Annotated in this window: 10 protein-coding genes and 1 pseudogene; 5 read left to right on the top strand and 6 right to left on the bottom strand. The window is 70.3% G+C overall.

The window, feature by feature from the left end; translation table 11 throughout:
- Positions 1 to 65: 65 nt before the first annotated feature.
- Positions 66 to 2,279: a carboxy terminal-processing peptidase gene (locus JHW38_RS12865; RefSeq protein ID WP_207521725.1), complete on the top strand. Its 2,214-nt coding sequence runs from the start codon at positions 66 to 68 to the stop codon at positions 2,277 to 2,279.
- Positions 2,280 to 2,624: 345 nt separating this feature from the next.
- Positions 2,625 to 3,518, top strand: coding sequence for a bifunctional transcriptional activator/DNA repair enzyme AdaA (locus JHW38_RS12860; protein WP_207521724.1), 894 nt, complete (start codon positions 2,625 to 2,627; stop codon positions 3,516 to 3,518).
- A 285-nt stretch (positions 3,519 to 3,803) separates the two neighbouring features.
- On the opposite strand, the gene JHW38_RS12855 is transcribed toward JHW38_RS12860, so the two are convergent.
- Positions 3,804 to 4,310: an Lrp/AsnC family transcriptional regulator gene (locus JHW38_RS12855; RefSeq protein ID WP_207521723.1), complete on the bottom strand. Its 507-nt coding sequence runs from the start codon at positions 4,308 to 4,310 to the stop codon at positions 3,804 to 3,806.
- A gap of 152 nt (positions 4,311 to 4,462) precedes the next feature.
- On the opposite strand from JHW38_RS12855, the gene JHW38_RS12850 reads away from it, so the two are divergent.
- From JHW38_RS12850 to rarD, 3 genes and pseudogenes are all read left to right on the top strand, one after another.
- The gene (locus JHW38_RS12850; protein WP_207521722.1) at positions 4,463 to 4,963 is read left to right on the top strand and encodes a GNAT family N-acetyltransferase; all 501 of its coding nucleotides are present in this window, start codon (positions 4,463 to 4,465) and stop codon (positions 4,961 to 4,963) included.
- 333 nt (positions 4,964 to 5,296) lie between these two features.
- Positions 5,297 to 6,184 (top strand): annotated as a pseudogene (gene yedA, locus JHW38_RS12845) (drug/metabolite exporter YedA); the annotation flags it as partial.
- 74 nt (positions 6,185 to 6,258) lie between these two features.
- Positions 6,259 to 7,164 carry an EamA family transporter RarD gene (rarD, locus tag JHW38_RS12840; RefSeq protein WP_207521720.1) on the top strand — a complete coding sequence of 302 codons (906 nt, stop codon included), beginning with the start codon at positions 6,259 to 6,261 and terminating at the stop codon, positions 7,162 to 7,164.
- A gap of 1 nt (position 7,165) precedes the next feature.
- Here the strand turns inward: rarD and JHW38_RS12835 are convergent, their stop codons facing one another.
- The 5 genes from JHW38_RS12835 to JHW38_RS12815 all read right to left on the bottom strand — a co-directional run bounded on the left by JHW38_RS12835 (position 7,166) and on the right by JHW38_RS12815 (position 13,099).
- Positions 7,166 to 8,173 carry a hypothetical protein gene (locus JHW38_RS12835; RefSeq protein WP_207521718.1) on the bottom strand — a complete coding sequence of 336 codons (1,008 nt, stop codon included), beginning with the start codon at positions 8,171 to 8,173 and terminating at the stop codon, positions 7,166 to 7,168.
- A gap of 189 nt (positions 8,174 to 8,362) precedes the next feature.
- Positions 8,363 to 9,688 (bottom strand): ABC transporter permease, encoded by a 1,326-nt coding sequence (locus JHW38_RS12830; RefSeq protein ID WP_207521717.1) that lies wholly within the window; start codon positions 9,686 to 9,688, stop codon positions 8,363 to 8,365.
- A 12-nt stretch (positions 9,689 to 9,700) separates the two neighbouring features.
- Complete coding sequence (locus JHW38_RS12825) at positions 9,701 to 10,867, bottom strand: ABC transporter permease (protein ID WP_207521716.1); 1,167 nt, start codon at positions 10,865 to 10,867, stop codon at positions 9,701 to 9,703.
- 14 nt (positions 10,868 to 10,881) lie between these two features.
- A complete protein-coding gene (locus tag JHW38_RS12820; protein WP_207521715.1) occupies positions 10,882 to 11,574 on the bottom strand; it encodes an ABC transporter ATP-binding protein in 693 nt (230 codons plus the stop codon).
- 262 nt (positions 11,575 to 11,836) lie between these two features.
- The gene (locus tag JHW38_RS12815) at positions 11,837 to 13,099 is read right to left on the bottom strand and encodes an efflux RND transporter periplasmic adaptor subunit (RefSeq protein ID WP_207521714.1); all 1,263 of its coding nucleotides are present in this window, start codon (positions 13,097 to 13,099) and stop codon (positions 11,837 to 11,839) included.
- Positions 13,100 to 13,212: the final 113 nt, after the last annotated feature.

Here is a 13,212-nt window from a genome sequence, read left to right as displayed (position 1 = left end):
CAAACCGCACCATCCTCCTGCTGCAACCGCCTAAGTCCGGCACCCCCGGCCGGGAAGACTCCGCGATGACCTCCAAGAACACGCGTGCCCTGACCCTGTTCGCAGGCCTGCTGCTGACCGCCCCGCTGGCGTTGCTGGCGCGGCCCGACGGCGCGGCCTCCTCGAATTCCGTTTCGACCCTGCCCAGCGCGCCGACCGCGGATCAAACCACGGCGGCCAAGCTGGTCTACGGCCTGCTCTCCGACAGCCGCTACGCCTACCGGCCGCGCGCGCTCGACGACGCGCTGTCGGCCGACATGTACAAGCGTTATCTCGAAGCGCTGGACCCGAACAAGCAGTTCTTCAGCGCCGCCGACATCGGCCGCTTCGACGCGTTCAAGACCAAGCTCGACGACGCGATCAAGAGCGGCGACCTGACTCCGGCGTACACGATCTTCTCGACCTATCGCCAGCGCGTCGACGAGCGCGTCGCCTACGCGCGCAGCCTGCTCAAGCAGACCGGCAACTTCGAGTTCACCGGCAGCGAGCGCTACGAATACGACCGCAAGGAAGCGCCCTGGGCCGCCGACACCGCCGCGGTCGACGCGCTGTGGAAGCAGTCGGTGCGCAACGACTGGCTGCGCCTGAAGCTGGCCGGCAAGAAGCCCGACGACATCGCCAAGACGCTCGACAAGCGTTACGCCAACATGGCCAAGAGCATCGGCGAGCTCAAGGGCGAGGACGTGTTCCAGACCTTCGTCAACAGCTACGCCAACGCGATCGATCCGCACACCGACTACCTCACCCCGAAGTCGGCCGACAACTTCAACATGACCATGTCGCTGTCGCTCGACGGCATCGGCGCGCAGCTGCAGAAGCAGGACGACGTGGTCGCGATCCGCGAGATCATCCCCGGCGGCCCGGCCGCGCGCAGCCATCTGGTCAAGCCCGGCGACCGCATCGTCGGCGTCGGCCAGGGCGACAGCGGGCAGATGGAGGACGTGATCGGCTGGCGCATCGACGACGTCGTCGCCAAGATCCGCGGGCCCAAGGGCACCAAGGTGCGCCTGGACGTGATCCCGGCCGAAGCCGGCCAGGACAGCAAGCCCAACCGCATTGTGCTGGTGCGCGACAAGGTGCGCCTGGAAGAACAGGCGGCCAAGTCGGAAATCATCGACATTCCCGCGGCCAGCGACGGCCCGGCCAAGCGCATCGGCGTGATCAAGCTGCCGGGCTTCTATCAGGACTTCGAAGGCCGCCGCAAGAACGCCAACGACTACGCCTCGGCGACCCGCGACGTGGCCAAGCTGCTGGTCAAGCTGCGCGCCGACAAGGTCGACGGCGTGGTGTTGGACCTGCGCAACAACGGCGGCGGTTCGCTCAACGAAGCGATCGAGCTGACCGGTCTGTTCATCGACCGCGGCCCGGTGGTGCAGGTGCGCGAATCCGGCGGCCGGGTCAGCGTCGAAGGCGACAGCGACAACGGCATCGCCTGGGAAGGTCCGCTGGCGGTGCTGATCAACCGCGGTTCGGCCTCGGCTTCGGAAATCTTCGCCGGCGCGATCCAGGACTACGGCCGCGGCCTGGTCATCGGCGAGACCAGCTTCGGCAAGGGCACGGTGCAGAACCTGGTCGACCTGGACCGCTGGCCGGCCAACGAAAGCGCGCGCTTCGGCCAGGTCAAGCTGACCATCGCCCAGTTCTTCCGCGTCAGCGGCGGCTCGACCCAGAACAAGGGCGTGGTGCCGGATCTGGCCTTCCCGGTGTCGGTCGACGCGACCGAGTACGGCGAGAGCACCTACGACAACGCGCTGCCGTGGACCAAGATCGCCGCCGTGCAGCACACCAGCTACGGCAACTTCGCGCCGCTGCTGCCGAAGCTGGAGACGCTGCACAGCTCGCGCATCGCCGGCGACAAGGAATTCCAGTGGTGGTCGCAGGACGTGGCGCAGTTCCGCGAGGAGCGCGCCAAGAAGTGGATCTCGCTCAACGAGGCCGACCGCCGCGCCGAGCGCGACCGCGAGGACGGCAAGCGCAAGCAGCGCCAGGAAGAACGCAAGACCCTCGGCCTGGCCCTGGACCCGCTGGCCGACGACGCCAACGACGACGGCCTGGCCTCGTCGGAACGCGACATCGTCAAGGACGCAGCGCGCGAGAAGCTGGCCGACAAGCGTCCGGACCCGCTGCTGCGCGAATCGGCCTCGATCCTGGCCGACGCGGTGCGCCTGCTCAACAACGACCGTCAGCTGTCGGCGCAGGTGCTGCCGACCGCGACGCGGCCGGGGCATTGGGCCGACTGAGCCTGCCGGGTTTCATGCAGCACCGAAAGCGCGCCGAACGGCGCGCTTTCTTTTTGGCGCCGGCGAAGGCTGCGCAGCACCCCTGTAGGAGCGACGCGAGTCGCGACCGCGACATCCGGTTTGCGGCGCGGGATTGAGGCATCGCGGTCGCGGCTCGCGCCGCTCCTACAGGGGGCAGCCGTAGCTTCGCAGCAGGCGTGATTCCCTGTGGGAGGGGCCCGCGCCGCGACCGCACGGCAACGGCTTCGCGCCGAACGCCCCAGCCGACCCACGCCACCCGCAACAACCCCCCACCCACGCAAGATGCGGATAGCGACCCCGCGCGCACCGGCCTAGTCTTGCCCCATGAACGCCAAATCCCCCACCCGCAAGTCCGGTCCCGGTGCCGCCGATCAGGCGGTGGCCGGCGTTTCGTCCACCGCGCCCGCGGCCGACAAGCTCGAACGCGCGCGCCAGTTGCTCGAAGGCGGCGAACTGTCGCTGACCGAGCTGTCCGCCGCGGTCGGCCTGAGCCCGTCGCACCTGCAGCGCCGCTTCAGCGCGCGCTTCGGGCTGAGCCCGGCCGAGTACCTGGCCCAGCGCAAGCTCGGCAGCCTGCGCAGCGCGCTGCGCGAGGGCAACGACGTCAGCGCGGCGCTGTACGACGCCGGCTACGGCTCGCCCTCGCGCGTGTACGAGGCGGGCGCGGCGCGCCTGGGCATGACCCCGGCGCGCTACCGCGCCGGCGGCGCCGGCGAGCAGATCCGCTGGAGCGTGACCCGCACCGCGCTCGGTCTGGCGCTGGTGGCGACCACCGCGCGCGGCATCTGCATGGTCGAGCTCGGCGACGACGCGGCGGCGCTGGAGGCGCGGCTGCGCGAGGAGTTCCCGCGCGCGGCGCTGGAACGCGTCGACGCCGGCCGCGACGAGTTCCTGGCCCCGCGCGTGCAGGCCGTAGCCGACACCCTCGGCGGCGGCGAGCGCGAGGTCGCGATCGACCTGATCGGCACGGTGTTCCAGAAGAAAGTCTGGGACGCGCTGATGAAGATTCCGCCGGGACAGACCCGCAGCTACGAAGAAGTGGCGCGGCAGATCGGCTCGCCGCGCGGCGCGCGCGCGGTGGCTCAGGCCTGCGCCAACAACAAGGTGGCGGTGGTGGTGCCGTGCCATCGCGTGGTGCGCGGCGATGGCTCGCTGGGCGGGTATCGCTGGGGCTTGCCGCTCAAGGAGAAGCTGTTGCAGCGCGAGCGGGCGGCTTGAGCCCGCCGCGTCGTCGGACCTAGCGACTGTAGGAGCGGCGCGAGCCGCGACCGCGACCTCCGGCTTGCGGCGCGAGATTGAAGTGTCTCGTATCGCCGGGGTTTGCCGCCGAAGAAGAGGCTGCTGCGGAGCGAGCGGACGGCTAGCGGCGCAGTGCGCAGTCGGCCGCAGCGACTGCAGGAGCGGCGCGAGCCGCGACCGCGGCCTCCGGCTTGCGCCGCGAGATTGACGTTTCGCGGTCGCGGCTTGCGCCGCTCCTACAGGGGGCGAGGTCGAATCCGCCCTTTATCCGCCGCGCCGCTTGCGCGCCGCGCGCGGCGCGTCGCGGGTCGGCAGTTCCAGCCCGTGCTTGACCACGTCGAACACCAGATGGGTGTCGTAGCGCTTCACGTTGCCCTCGTCGAGGAACAAGCGGTCCACCACCTGCCGGCAGTGGGCGACGCCGGTGGTCGCCAGGATCACCAGGTAATCCCATTCGCCGGCCAGCGTGTAACACTGCTGGACCTCCGGCGCGGCGCGCACGCGCGCGTGGAAGGCGGCGTTGCCTTCGGCCGATTCGCGCTCCATCGTCACCCAGACCGCGGCCAGGGTGCTGCCGAGCGCCAGCGGGTCGAGCACCGCGACCTGGCGCATCAGGCCGTCCTGGCGGTAGCGGGTCATGCGCCTTTGCACCGCGCTCGGCGACAGGCCGACCGCGTCGCCGAGTTCGCTCAAGGTGGCGGAGGCGTCGTGTTGCAGCAGTTCGAGCAGCTTGTGGTCGAACTCGTCCAGGACCAGGGGGGCAACGTTCATGCAAGATTTTTGCGTCTGCGCGGACAAATATTCAACCGCAATTTGACTGACATCGATACGCTATTCCAACGCCGGGGTCATGAAGAATTTTTATGTTGCCGGCACACTCCCCCGACCCTACTAGAACGGACGCCCCCGGGATGTCCCGGTACGTGACGCAAGCCGCTGTACCCGAGCAGATCGGCGAGATCCTGACGCTGATCCGCGAACACGGGCCCAATCCCTGGAACTACCTGCCCGAGCGCGAGCTGGCGACGCATCTGGCGGGGATCCGCCGCGGCCGCACGCAGGCGCTGGTCGCGCAGGCCGACGGCGAAATCGTGGCGGTGGTCACGTTCGAGCCGAGCGACGCTTTCCACCGCTACCAGCCCAGCGGACGCGAGATCGCCTGGCAGGGCCACGTCGGCGAGGCCGTCGTGCATCGCGACCACCGCGCCCAGGGCCTGGGTTCGCGGCTGCTGTGCGAGGCGGTGGAACGGATGCGCGCGATGGGGCTGCGCGAGATCTACATCGAGCGCCACGAGGACAACGAAGGCTCGGCGGGGATGATGCGCAAGGCCGGCTTCGAGGTCATCGACGTGTACGACGACCCGCGCCGGCGCGTGGTCGGCAGCGGCCGCACCAGCGTGTCGCGCTTCCTCGCCCGGGAGTGAGCCGGGCCGGCCGCACGGCGCTGCGCCGCGGCGGCCGCGACGGGACCGCCGCGGCGTGCGGGCTGGCGGGTGGGGTGGAACGGCATCGCGGCAGCGGACCGGCTGGAGCCGATCCGTCGCGATCGGGCCGTGGCGGTGCGCGTCGCCGCGCGCTCGCGAGCGCTGCGCAGGAGCGCCGCGCACGGACGCAGGCGCGCGAGGACCGCGCGGACTCAAGCAGGGTTGCAGGCTGACTCAAGTTTTTCTCGCTCCCGCGCGGCCCGCGGGCGCGTCAAGCTATCGCGTTTTTCTTCGCCGCTTTTTCCCATCGCTTTTTTCGCGAGTACCGCCTTCATGAGCGCCGCCGCTTCTTCCGACTCTCGCGCTCCCGGCCCGCTGGCCGTCGGCCTGGCCCTGGCCTCGGTGTATGTGTTGTGGGGTTCCACCTACCTCGGCATCCGCTTCGCCCTGGAAAGCTATCCGCCGTTCCTGCTCGGCGCGGTGCGCATGTTCCTGGCCGGCGCGATCATGTACGTGGTGCTGCGCCGGCGCGGCGTGCCGGCGCCGACGCGCAAGCAGTGGCGCACGCTGTGGGTGCTGTCGATCTTCATGGTGCTGCTGTCCAACGGCCTGGTGAACCTGGCCGAGACCCAGGTCGATTCGGGCCTGGCGGCGATCGCGGTGGCGTCGATGCCGCTGTTCGCCGGGGTGTTCGCGATGATGCGCGGGCGGCATCCGTCGAAGATCGAATGGGTCGGGCTGGCGATCGGTTTCGCCGGCGTGGTCTGGCTCAACGCCGGCGGCAAGCTGTCGGCGTCGACGCTCGGGCTGGTGTGCCTGATCGTCGCGCCGATCGCCTGGGCCTGGGGGTCGATCTGGAGCCGCGACCTCGACCTGCCGGCGCCGTTCATGGCCGCCAGCGCGCAGATGCTGACCGGCAGCGCGTGGATGCTCGGCGCGGCGCTGGCCACCGGCGAACGCATGGACCATTGGCCGACGTTCGGCGCGACCGCGGCGGTGCTGTACCTGGTGGTGGCCGGCTCGATCTTCGGCTTCACCGCCTACATCTGGCTGCTGCATCACGTGCGTCCGGCGCTGGCGACCAGCTACGCCTACGTCAATCCGCCAATCGCGGTACTGTTCGGCGCGCTGCTGGCGGGCGAACGTTTCACCTCCCACGACCTGGGCGCGATGGCGGTGATCCTGGTCGGCGTGGTCATCATCACCCTGGCCAAAGCGCGCGCGGCCAAGACCGCGGCCGCCGCGGCCGCGCCCGCGCCGGTCGCCGTCGCCGCGGGCGAACTGGAGAAGCAGACATGAATACCGGCACCGACCGCCGCGGCTTGTGGATCGCGGTCGCGTCCTTCGTGCTGTGGGGGCTGATGCCGCTGTACTGGCATCTGCTCAACGCGGTCCCGTCGCTGATGATCGTGGCCCACCGCATCGTCTGGAGCACCTTGCTGGTCACCGCGTGGCTGAGCTGGAAGAACGGGCGGCACTGGTTCCGCGACGCGATGCGCGACCCGCGCAAGGCCGGCATGCTGGCGATCAGCGGCTGCCTGATCGCGTTCAACTGGGGCCTGTACATCTGGGCGGTCAACGCCGGCCACGTGATCGAGACCAGCCTGGGCTATTTCATCGGCCCGCTGGTCAGCGTGATGCTCGGCGTGCTGTTCCTCGGCGAGCGCCTGCGCGCGGTGCAGTGGGTGTCGGTGGCGCTGGCCTTCGCCGGCGTGGTGTGGCTGACCTTGCAGTACGGCCGGCCGCCGCTGATCGCGCTGGGGCTGGCGATCTCGTTCGCGGTGTACGGCCTGGTGCGCAAGCTGGTCGCGGTGGAAGCGGTGACCGGCCTGGGGGTGGAGAACGTCTACCTGTTCCCGGCCGCGCTGGGGCTGATGGTCTGGGGCGAAACCCAGGGCATGGGCGGCTTCTTCGGCCAATGGGGCCTGGGCCTCGACGCCTTGCTGGTGATCGCCGGCGCGCTGACCGCGCTGCCGCTGATCGGCTTCGCCTACGCGGTGCGGCGGGTGTCGCTGACCGCGATCGGGCTGCTGCAGTACGTGGCGCCGACGCTGCAGTTCCTGATCGGCTGGCTGGTGCTGCGCGAGGCCTTCGACGCCAAGCGCGCGGTCGGCTTCGCGCTGATCTGGGTCGGGCTGGTCGTGTTCGCCAGCGAGGGCGTGTTGCGGTCGCGCAGGTTGGCGGCGGCGAGCGCGGCCTGAGTCAGCCGAACAAACCTTCGCTCCAGGCCCGCAACGCGATGTAGCCGAGCGTCGCCGTCAGCAGGATCGCTGCGCGCACCGGCGCGGTTTCGCGCCAGCGCCGCTGGCGGGCGCGGTAGCGCAACTGGCGCCGCAGCGCGGCAGGATGCGCGTGCGCGGCGTCGAAGCGCGCATTCGCGTCGCCGTTCGCCGGCAACGCGGCGCGTGGCGCGGACGCGGCCAGCAACTCGTCGACTTCGGTTTCCTCCATCTGCGGCTGCCATCCGTCCACGAACGGCGCGCCGACGCGCCGGCGCAAGGTCACCGCGGCGACGTAGGCCGGTTCGACCGCGATACCGTAGAGATCCAGCGGCAACAGCAGCGGCGCGAAGCGTGCGCCGGCGAGGGGCAGGCCGCAATAGCGGCGTCGCCAGGCCGGCAGGCGCGCGATGTAGCGGTCGGGATCGCGCACCAGCAATTGCAGCCCTTCGCTGTCGGTTTCCAGCACCCGCATGCGATAGCGGCGCAAACCGACCACATCGGCCCAGGCGATCAGGCCGAAGTCGGGCGAATGCACGCCGGCCGCGTCGATGCGCAACTCGCGCCGCGCCGCGCGCGCGCGCCAGCGCCACAGCGCGCCGATCGCGCACACCGCGGCGAGCGCGCCAGGCACCAGCGCCAGGGCGATGCGGCCGCGTGCCGCCTCGGACCAGGCCAGCCACCCGCATAGCAGCGCGAACGCGGTCAGCGCGCCGAGTTTCCATGCGGGATCGGCGGCGAACGCGCGCACGCCGCCGTCGCGCAAGGCCTTGCGCACCTGTGCGCGACGCCGAGCCGGCGCGTCGAGGTCGATACGCCAGGCCGCGATCGCGCAAGCGCTGGCGGCGGCCAGGCCGATCAGCAGGGGCAGCAGGCCGAGCCAGGGCGAATGAGCGCCGGGCCGCACGCCTTCCAGCGCGAACATCATGGTGAGCATGCCCAGGACGACGGCAGCGATGCGGTAGAGGCGCTTGCGGACGCTGGCGCTCATTCGATCCCCGGACGCGATGGCGTTGCCGCAGCCTAGCGCGCATCGCGCATCGGCAGCCAGCGCCGTTTTTGCGCAGCCGCGCGGCGCGTGCACGCGGCGTGCGTCTCGTAGTGAATCGTGTGCACGGCGGATGCAAAAAAGCCCCCTTCGATGAAGGGGGCTTTCGGATCTGCGTGGAAGCGGCGCGGCTTACAAGGCCCGCAACGCCGCAGTCACCGGCAGCGTCGCCGCGCGCAGCGCCGGGAACAGGCCGCCGACGAAGCCGATCGCCAGCGCCCACTTCAAGCCGCTCCACAGCAAGGCGCCGGTGACGCGGAAGTCGAAGGTCAGCTGGCCGACGCCGCCGGCGATGGTCGATGCGGTGTAGCCGTTGAAGATGACCCAGGCCAGCAAGCCGCCGATCAGGCCGCCGACCAGCGCCAGCAGCATGGTTTCCAGCATCACCGCGACCACCACCGGCAGGCCGCGGAAGCCGATCGCGCGCAGGGTCGCGATCTCGCGCGCGCGGGTGGCGACGGTGGCGAACATGGTGTTGAGCGCGCCGAACACCGCGCCGATCGCCATGATCGAGCCGACCACGATGCCGATCACGCGGATCACCGTGGTCATGGTCTCGGACTGCTTGGCGAAGTAGTCGGCGGTGGTGGTCGCGTCGACCTGCAGGCGCGGGTCGCCGGCCAGCGCGGCCTTGAACGGCTTGAACTGCTTGGCCGAGGTCAGCTTGGCCACCACCGCGTTGCGCGAGGCGCCGCGGCGGTAGGTCGCGGCGACCATCTCGGCGTCGGACCACACTTCCGAGTCCATCGCGTCGCCGGACTTGAACACGCCGACCACGGTCCACTGCTCGCTGCCCAGGCGGATCTGCTTGCCGACGTCGAGGCCGGCGAACTGGCGCTGGGCGCCGCTGCCGACCACCACTTCGCGCTTGCCGGTCTCGAACTTGCGGCCCTGCACGATCTTGACCTGCGGCCGCACCAGCCAGGCGCGGTCGCCGACGCCGCGCAGCTGCACGCTGCCGTCCTGGTCGGGCGCGCCGCCCTTGATCGGCAGGTTCGCCGCGACCACCGTTTCCGGCGAGGCCAGCGGCCGGCCGTCGGGCGCGCGGGCGATGCCGGGCGCCTGTTCGATCACGTTGATGCTGGCCAGGTCGAGGGTCGACATCACTTCCGCCGCCGACGCGCCGCGCAGCACGATCACGCTGTCGTCGCTGCCGGTGCGGGCGAGGGTCTGGCGGTAGCCTTCGGCCATCGACAGCATCGCCACCAGCACCGCGACCACGCCGGCGATGCCGATCACCACCACCGACGAGGAACCCAGCCGCTGCCGCAGCGTGCTGATGCCGACGCCGGCGACCGAGGCGGCCTGCTGGCCGCTGCGGGTCAGCGCCATCCACAGCGCCATCGCCGCGGCCAGGGCCAGCAGCACCGGCCACGGCGCCATCGCCCACAGCGCCAGGCCGGCGATCAGGCCGATCGCGATGAGGAGGCCGCGGCCCAGTTTGAGGAGCTTGTTCATGAGCGGTCTCCGTTAGCGTCCGGACAGGGCGTCGACGATGTTGAGGCGCATCGCCCGGATCGCCGGCAGCGCGCCGACCACCAGGCCGATGGCGACCATCAACCCGAGCGCGAGCAGCCAGCTGCTGGCGCCGATCGGCGGCACGTTGATCGCGCCGCGGCTGCCGGCGCTGACGATCGGGCCGAGCACGCCGGCCAGGGCCACGCCGACGACGCCGCCGATCAGCAGCAGCAACACCGATTCGGCCAGCACCAGCATCAGCACGCTGCGGTCGGGGAAGCCGATCGTCTTGAGCACCGCCAGTTCCGAGGTGCGTTCGCGCACCGCCTGGGCCATGGTGTTGCCGGTCAGCAGCACCAGGGTGAAGAACACCGCGCCCATGATCGAGCCGACGATCAGGCCGATGTCGGCCATCTGCTTCATCCAGTTGGCGGCCGAGGCGGCTTCGGTTTGGGTCTTGCTCTCGTGGTCGGAGTTGGCCGAGATCGCGTCGATGGCCTTGGCCACGCGGTCGGCCTGGTTCACGTCGCTGACTTCGGTGACGTACCAGCCGACCTGGCCGCGGTTGTAGGGATTGGAATCGTCGAAGTACTTCCAGTGCATCAGGATCATCTGGTCGTACCAGCCGCCGGTCTTCTTGTCGGCGGCCGAGAGCACGCCGACGATGTCGAAGCTCCAGTTCTTGGTGCCGTCGCTGTTGGGGAAGATCGTCGATTGCAGCGGCAGCTTCTGCCCGACCTTCCAGCCGAAGCGCTGCATCAGCTGCGCGCCGACCAGCACGCCGGTGCGGGTCGCGGCGAAGGCCTTGCGCTGGGCCGGGTCGACGGAGATTTCCGGATACAGGTCGAGGTAGTTCGGCGCGACCGCGAAGCTGAAGATCTGGTTGTGCGGGTCCTGGTAGGCGCCGCCGAACCAGTTGGCGTACGACACCTGCTTCACGCCGGGCACCTGGCCGATGCGGTCGTTGAGCGACATCGGCAGCGGCTGGATGAAGGACAGGCGCGAACCGGTCTGCAGGCGCTTGACCCCGTTGGCGCTGTTGCCGGCCTGGTCGAAGCTTTCGCGCACGCCGTCGAGCAGGCCGAACAGCAGGAACGCGGCGACGATCGACAGCAGGGTCAGGGTGGTGCGGGTCTTGCGCCGCATCAGCTCCGCCCAGATGAGGTGGAAATATTTCATGGCCGGTCTCCCGCTCAGTGCGCGCCGGGCTGCTGCTCGACCAGGGTGCCCTTGTCGAGGTGCAGGGTGTGGGTGGCGTACTCGGCGGCCTTCGGGTCGTGGGTGACCATGACGATGGTCTTGCCGTGTTCGCGGTTGAGCAGGCGCAGCAGGTTGAGGATTTCCTCGGCCGCCTGGCGGTCCAGGTCGCCGGTGGGTTCGTCGCAGATCAGCAGGGTCGGGTCGGACACGATCGCGCGCGCGATCGCCACGCGCTGCTGCTGGCCGCCGGAGAGCTCGTTCGGGCGGTGGCTGAGGCGGTCCTGCAGGCCGACCAGGGTCAGCGCGATTTCGGCGTTTCGCTTGCGCTGGGCGCCGCCGAGCGGCGACAGCAGCAGCGGCAGTTCGACGTTGCGCTGCGCGGTCAGCGCCGGCATCAGGTTGTAGAACTGGAACACGAAGCCGACGTGGCGGCTGCGCCACTGCGACAGCTGGCCGGCGCTGAGGCGGTCGATGCGCTCGCCTTCGATGGTGATCTCGCCGCTGGTGGGATTGTCGAGGCCGCCGATCAGGTTCAGCAGGGTGCTCTTGCCCGAGCCCGAGGGGCCCATGAGCGCGACGAAATCGCCCTTGGCGATGTCCAGGTTGATGCCGTGCAGCACTTCGACCTTTTCCGGGCCGCGCTGATAGGTTTTGGTGAGGTGGTTGATCGAAACCAGGGTGTCCATCTTCGACGTCCTCGGGCGGTGTGCGGGTGCGGAGCGGCTGCGGGAGCAGAGGCGGGGCGGAACCAGAGCGGAACCTGTGCGGAGCCGGAGCGAGGCGCGCGCGGGCGCGCCGGTCGCGGACCGGTGGAGCGCGCGCGGCGTGGCGCTGCCGCGCGGGATTGCGGCGGCGGCCGGGCGGCGTGGGGCCGCGGCCGCCGGATCGGCGCCCGACGCTCGCGCGCCGGGGCGGACGCATCAACGCATGCGCGTCGTCGCGTCCATATTAGTCCGACGAATCGGCGCCGGCGTTTTCGACACGCACCTTGGCGCCGTCTTGCAGCGAATCCGGCGGGTCGAGCACCACGTTCTCGCCGCCGCTGAGGCCGGCGGTCACTTCGCGGTCGTCGCCGAGCTTGCGGCCCAGGGTCAGGTCGGCGCGGCGGACCTTGCCGTCCTCGACCACGAACGCCACGTCCTTGCCGTCGCGCTGGGCCAGCGCCGCGTTCGGCAGCATCGCGCTGGGCTTGGCCGGCGCGGCGCCGGCGGGCTTGGCCGCGGCCTGTTCGAGGAAGCTGACCCGCACGCCCATGTCGGGGACGATGCGCGCGTCGCGGCTCTTGATCGCGATGCGCACCTTGACCGTGGCCTTGCCGCGGTCGGCGGTCGGGATGATGGCGATGACCTCGGCCGGAATCTTCCAGTCCGGATACGCGTTGAGGGTCGCCTCCACCGGCATCTTCGGCTTGACCCGGCCGATGAAGGACTCGCCGACGTCGACTTCGATTTCCAGCGAATCCATGTCGACGATGGTGCCGATGCCGGTGCGGGTGAAGCCGCCGCCGGCCGACAGCGGCGAGACGATCTCGCCGGGCTGAGCGGCCTTGGCGGTGACCACGCCGGAGAACGGCGCGCGCACGATGGTGTTGTCGACGCCGATGTCGGAGATGCGCAGGCTGTCGCCGGACACCTTGACGTTGCGCTGCGCGGTCAGCAGCTGTGCGCGCAGCGAGTCGCGCTGGGCGACGGCCTGGTCGAACTGCGAGCGCGACACCAACTGTTGCTTCGTCAGCGACGACAAGCGCGCCGCATTGGCCTCGGCTTCCTTCAGCGAAGCCTGCACCCGCGCGACTTCGCTCTGCGCGGCGGCGAGCTGGCCGGCGCTGAGTTCGCGCTGGGCGTTGGCGTCGATCGGATCGAGCGTGGCCATGATCTGGCCCTGCTCGACGCGCTGGCCTTCTTCGATCATCACCTCGCGCACCTTGCCGGTGATCTTGGCCGACACCGTGGCGATGCGGCGGGCGACGATGTAGCCGGTGGCGTCGAGCACCGAGGCGCCGGCGCCGCCGTTGCCGGCGCCGATCGCAGTGACGCTGGCGGTGCGCACCTGGGCGCCGGCGCTGCGGCCGAACAGGTACCAGCCGCCCGCCGCCAGCACCGCCAGCAGCACCGCCGCGCCCACGATCAGGCCGCGGCCCGGGCCCGAGGGCGCCGGCGGGCGGTTGCGGTCGATGCGGAGTTCCTTCAACAGATCGGCGGATGCGCTCATGTTCCCAGCCAGGACGCGTGACGTCGGGTAGTGTGACCGCGGCACCGGTCCGATCCAACCTGCTTAAAGTCAGTTTTTGTCAGCGCCGCTGTCGTCGGTTCGGCCTGACAGTT

Origin of the sequence: Lysobacter enzymogenes (assembly GCF_017355525.1) — a bacterium.
GTDB lineage: Bacteria > Pseudomonadota > Gammaproteobacteria > Xanthomonadales > Xanthomonadaceae > Lysobacter > Lysobacter enzymogenes_C.
The sequence above is the reverse complement of the archived record's forward strand: the minus strand, read 5'-3'. Positions and strand labels throughout refer to the sequence as shown.

Excerpts from the sequence above, each read along its gene's own strand:
- JHW38_RS12820 (WP_207521715.1), bottom strand. The coding sequence starts at position 11,574 with ATGGACACCCTGGTTTCGATCAACCACCTCACCAAAACCTATCAGCGC.
- JHW38_RS12825 (WP_207521716.1), bottom strand. The coding sequence starts at position 10,867 with ATGAAATATTTCCACCTCATCTGGGCGGAGCTGATGCGGCGCAAGACC.
- JHW38_RS12815 (WP_207521714.1), bottom strand. The coding sequence starts at position 13,099 with ATGAGCGCATCCGCCGATCTGTTGAAGGAACTCCGCATCGACCGCAAC.
- JHW38_RS12855 (WP_207521723.1), bottom strand. The coding sequence starts at position 4,310 with ATGAACGTTGCCCCCCTGGTCCTGGACGAGTTCGACCACAAGCTGCTC.
- JHW38_RS12835 (WP_207521718.1), bottom strand. The coding sequence starts at position 8,173 with ATGAGCGCCAGCGTCCGCAAGCGCCTCTACCGCATCGCTGCCGTCGTC.
- JHW38_RS12830 (WP_207521717.1), bottom strand. The coding sequence starts at position 9,688 with ATGAACAAGCTCCTCAAACTGGGCCGCGGCCTCCTCATCGCGATCGGC.
- JHW38_RS12865 (WP_207521725.1), top strand. The coding sequence starts at position 66 with ATGACCTCCAAGAACACGCGTGCCCTGACCCTGTTCGCAGGCCTGCTG.
- JHW38_RS12860 (WP_207521724.1), top strand. The coding sequence starts at position 2,625 with ATGAACGCCAAATCCCCCACCCGCAAGTCCGGTCCCGGTGCCGCCGAT.
- rarD (WP_207521720.1), top strand. The coding sequence starts at position 6,259 with ATGAATACCGGCACCGACCGCCGCGGCTTGTGGATCGCGGTCGCGTCC.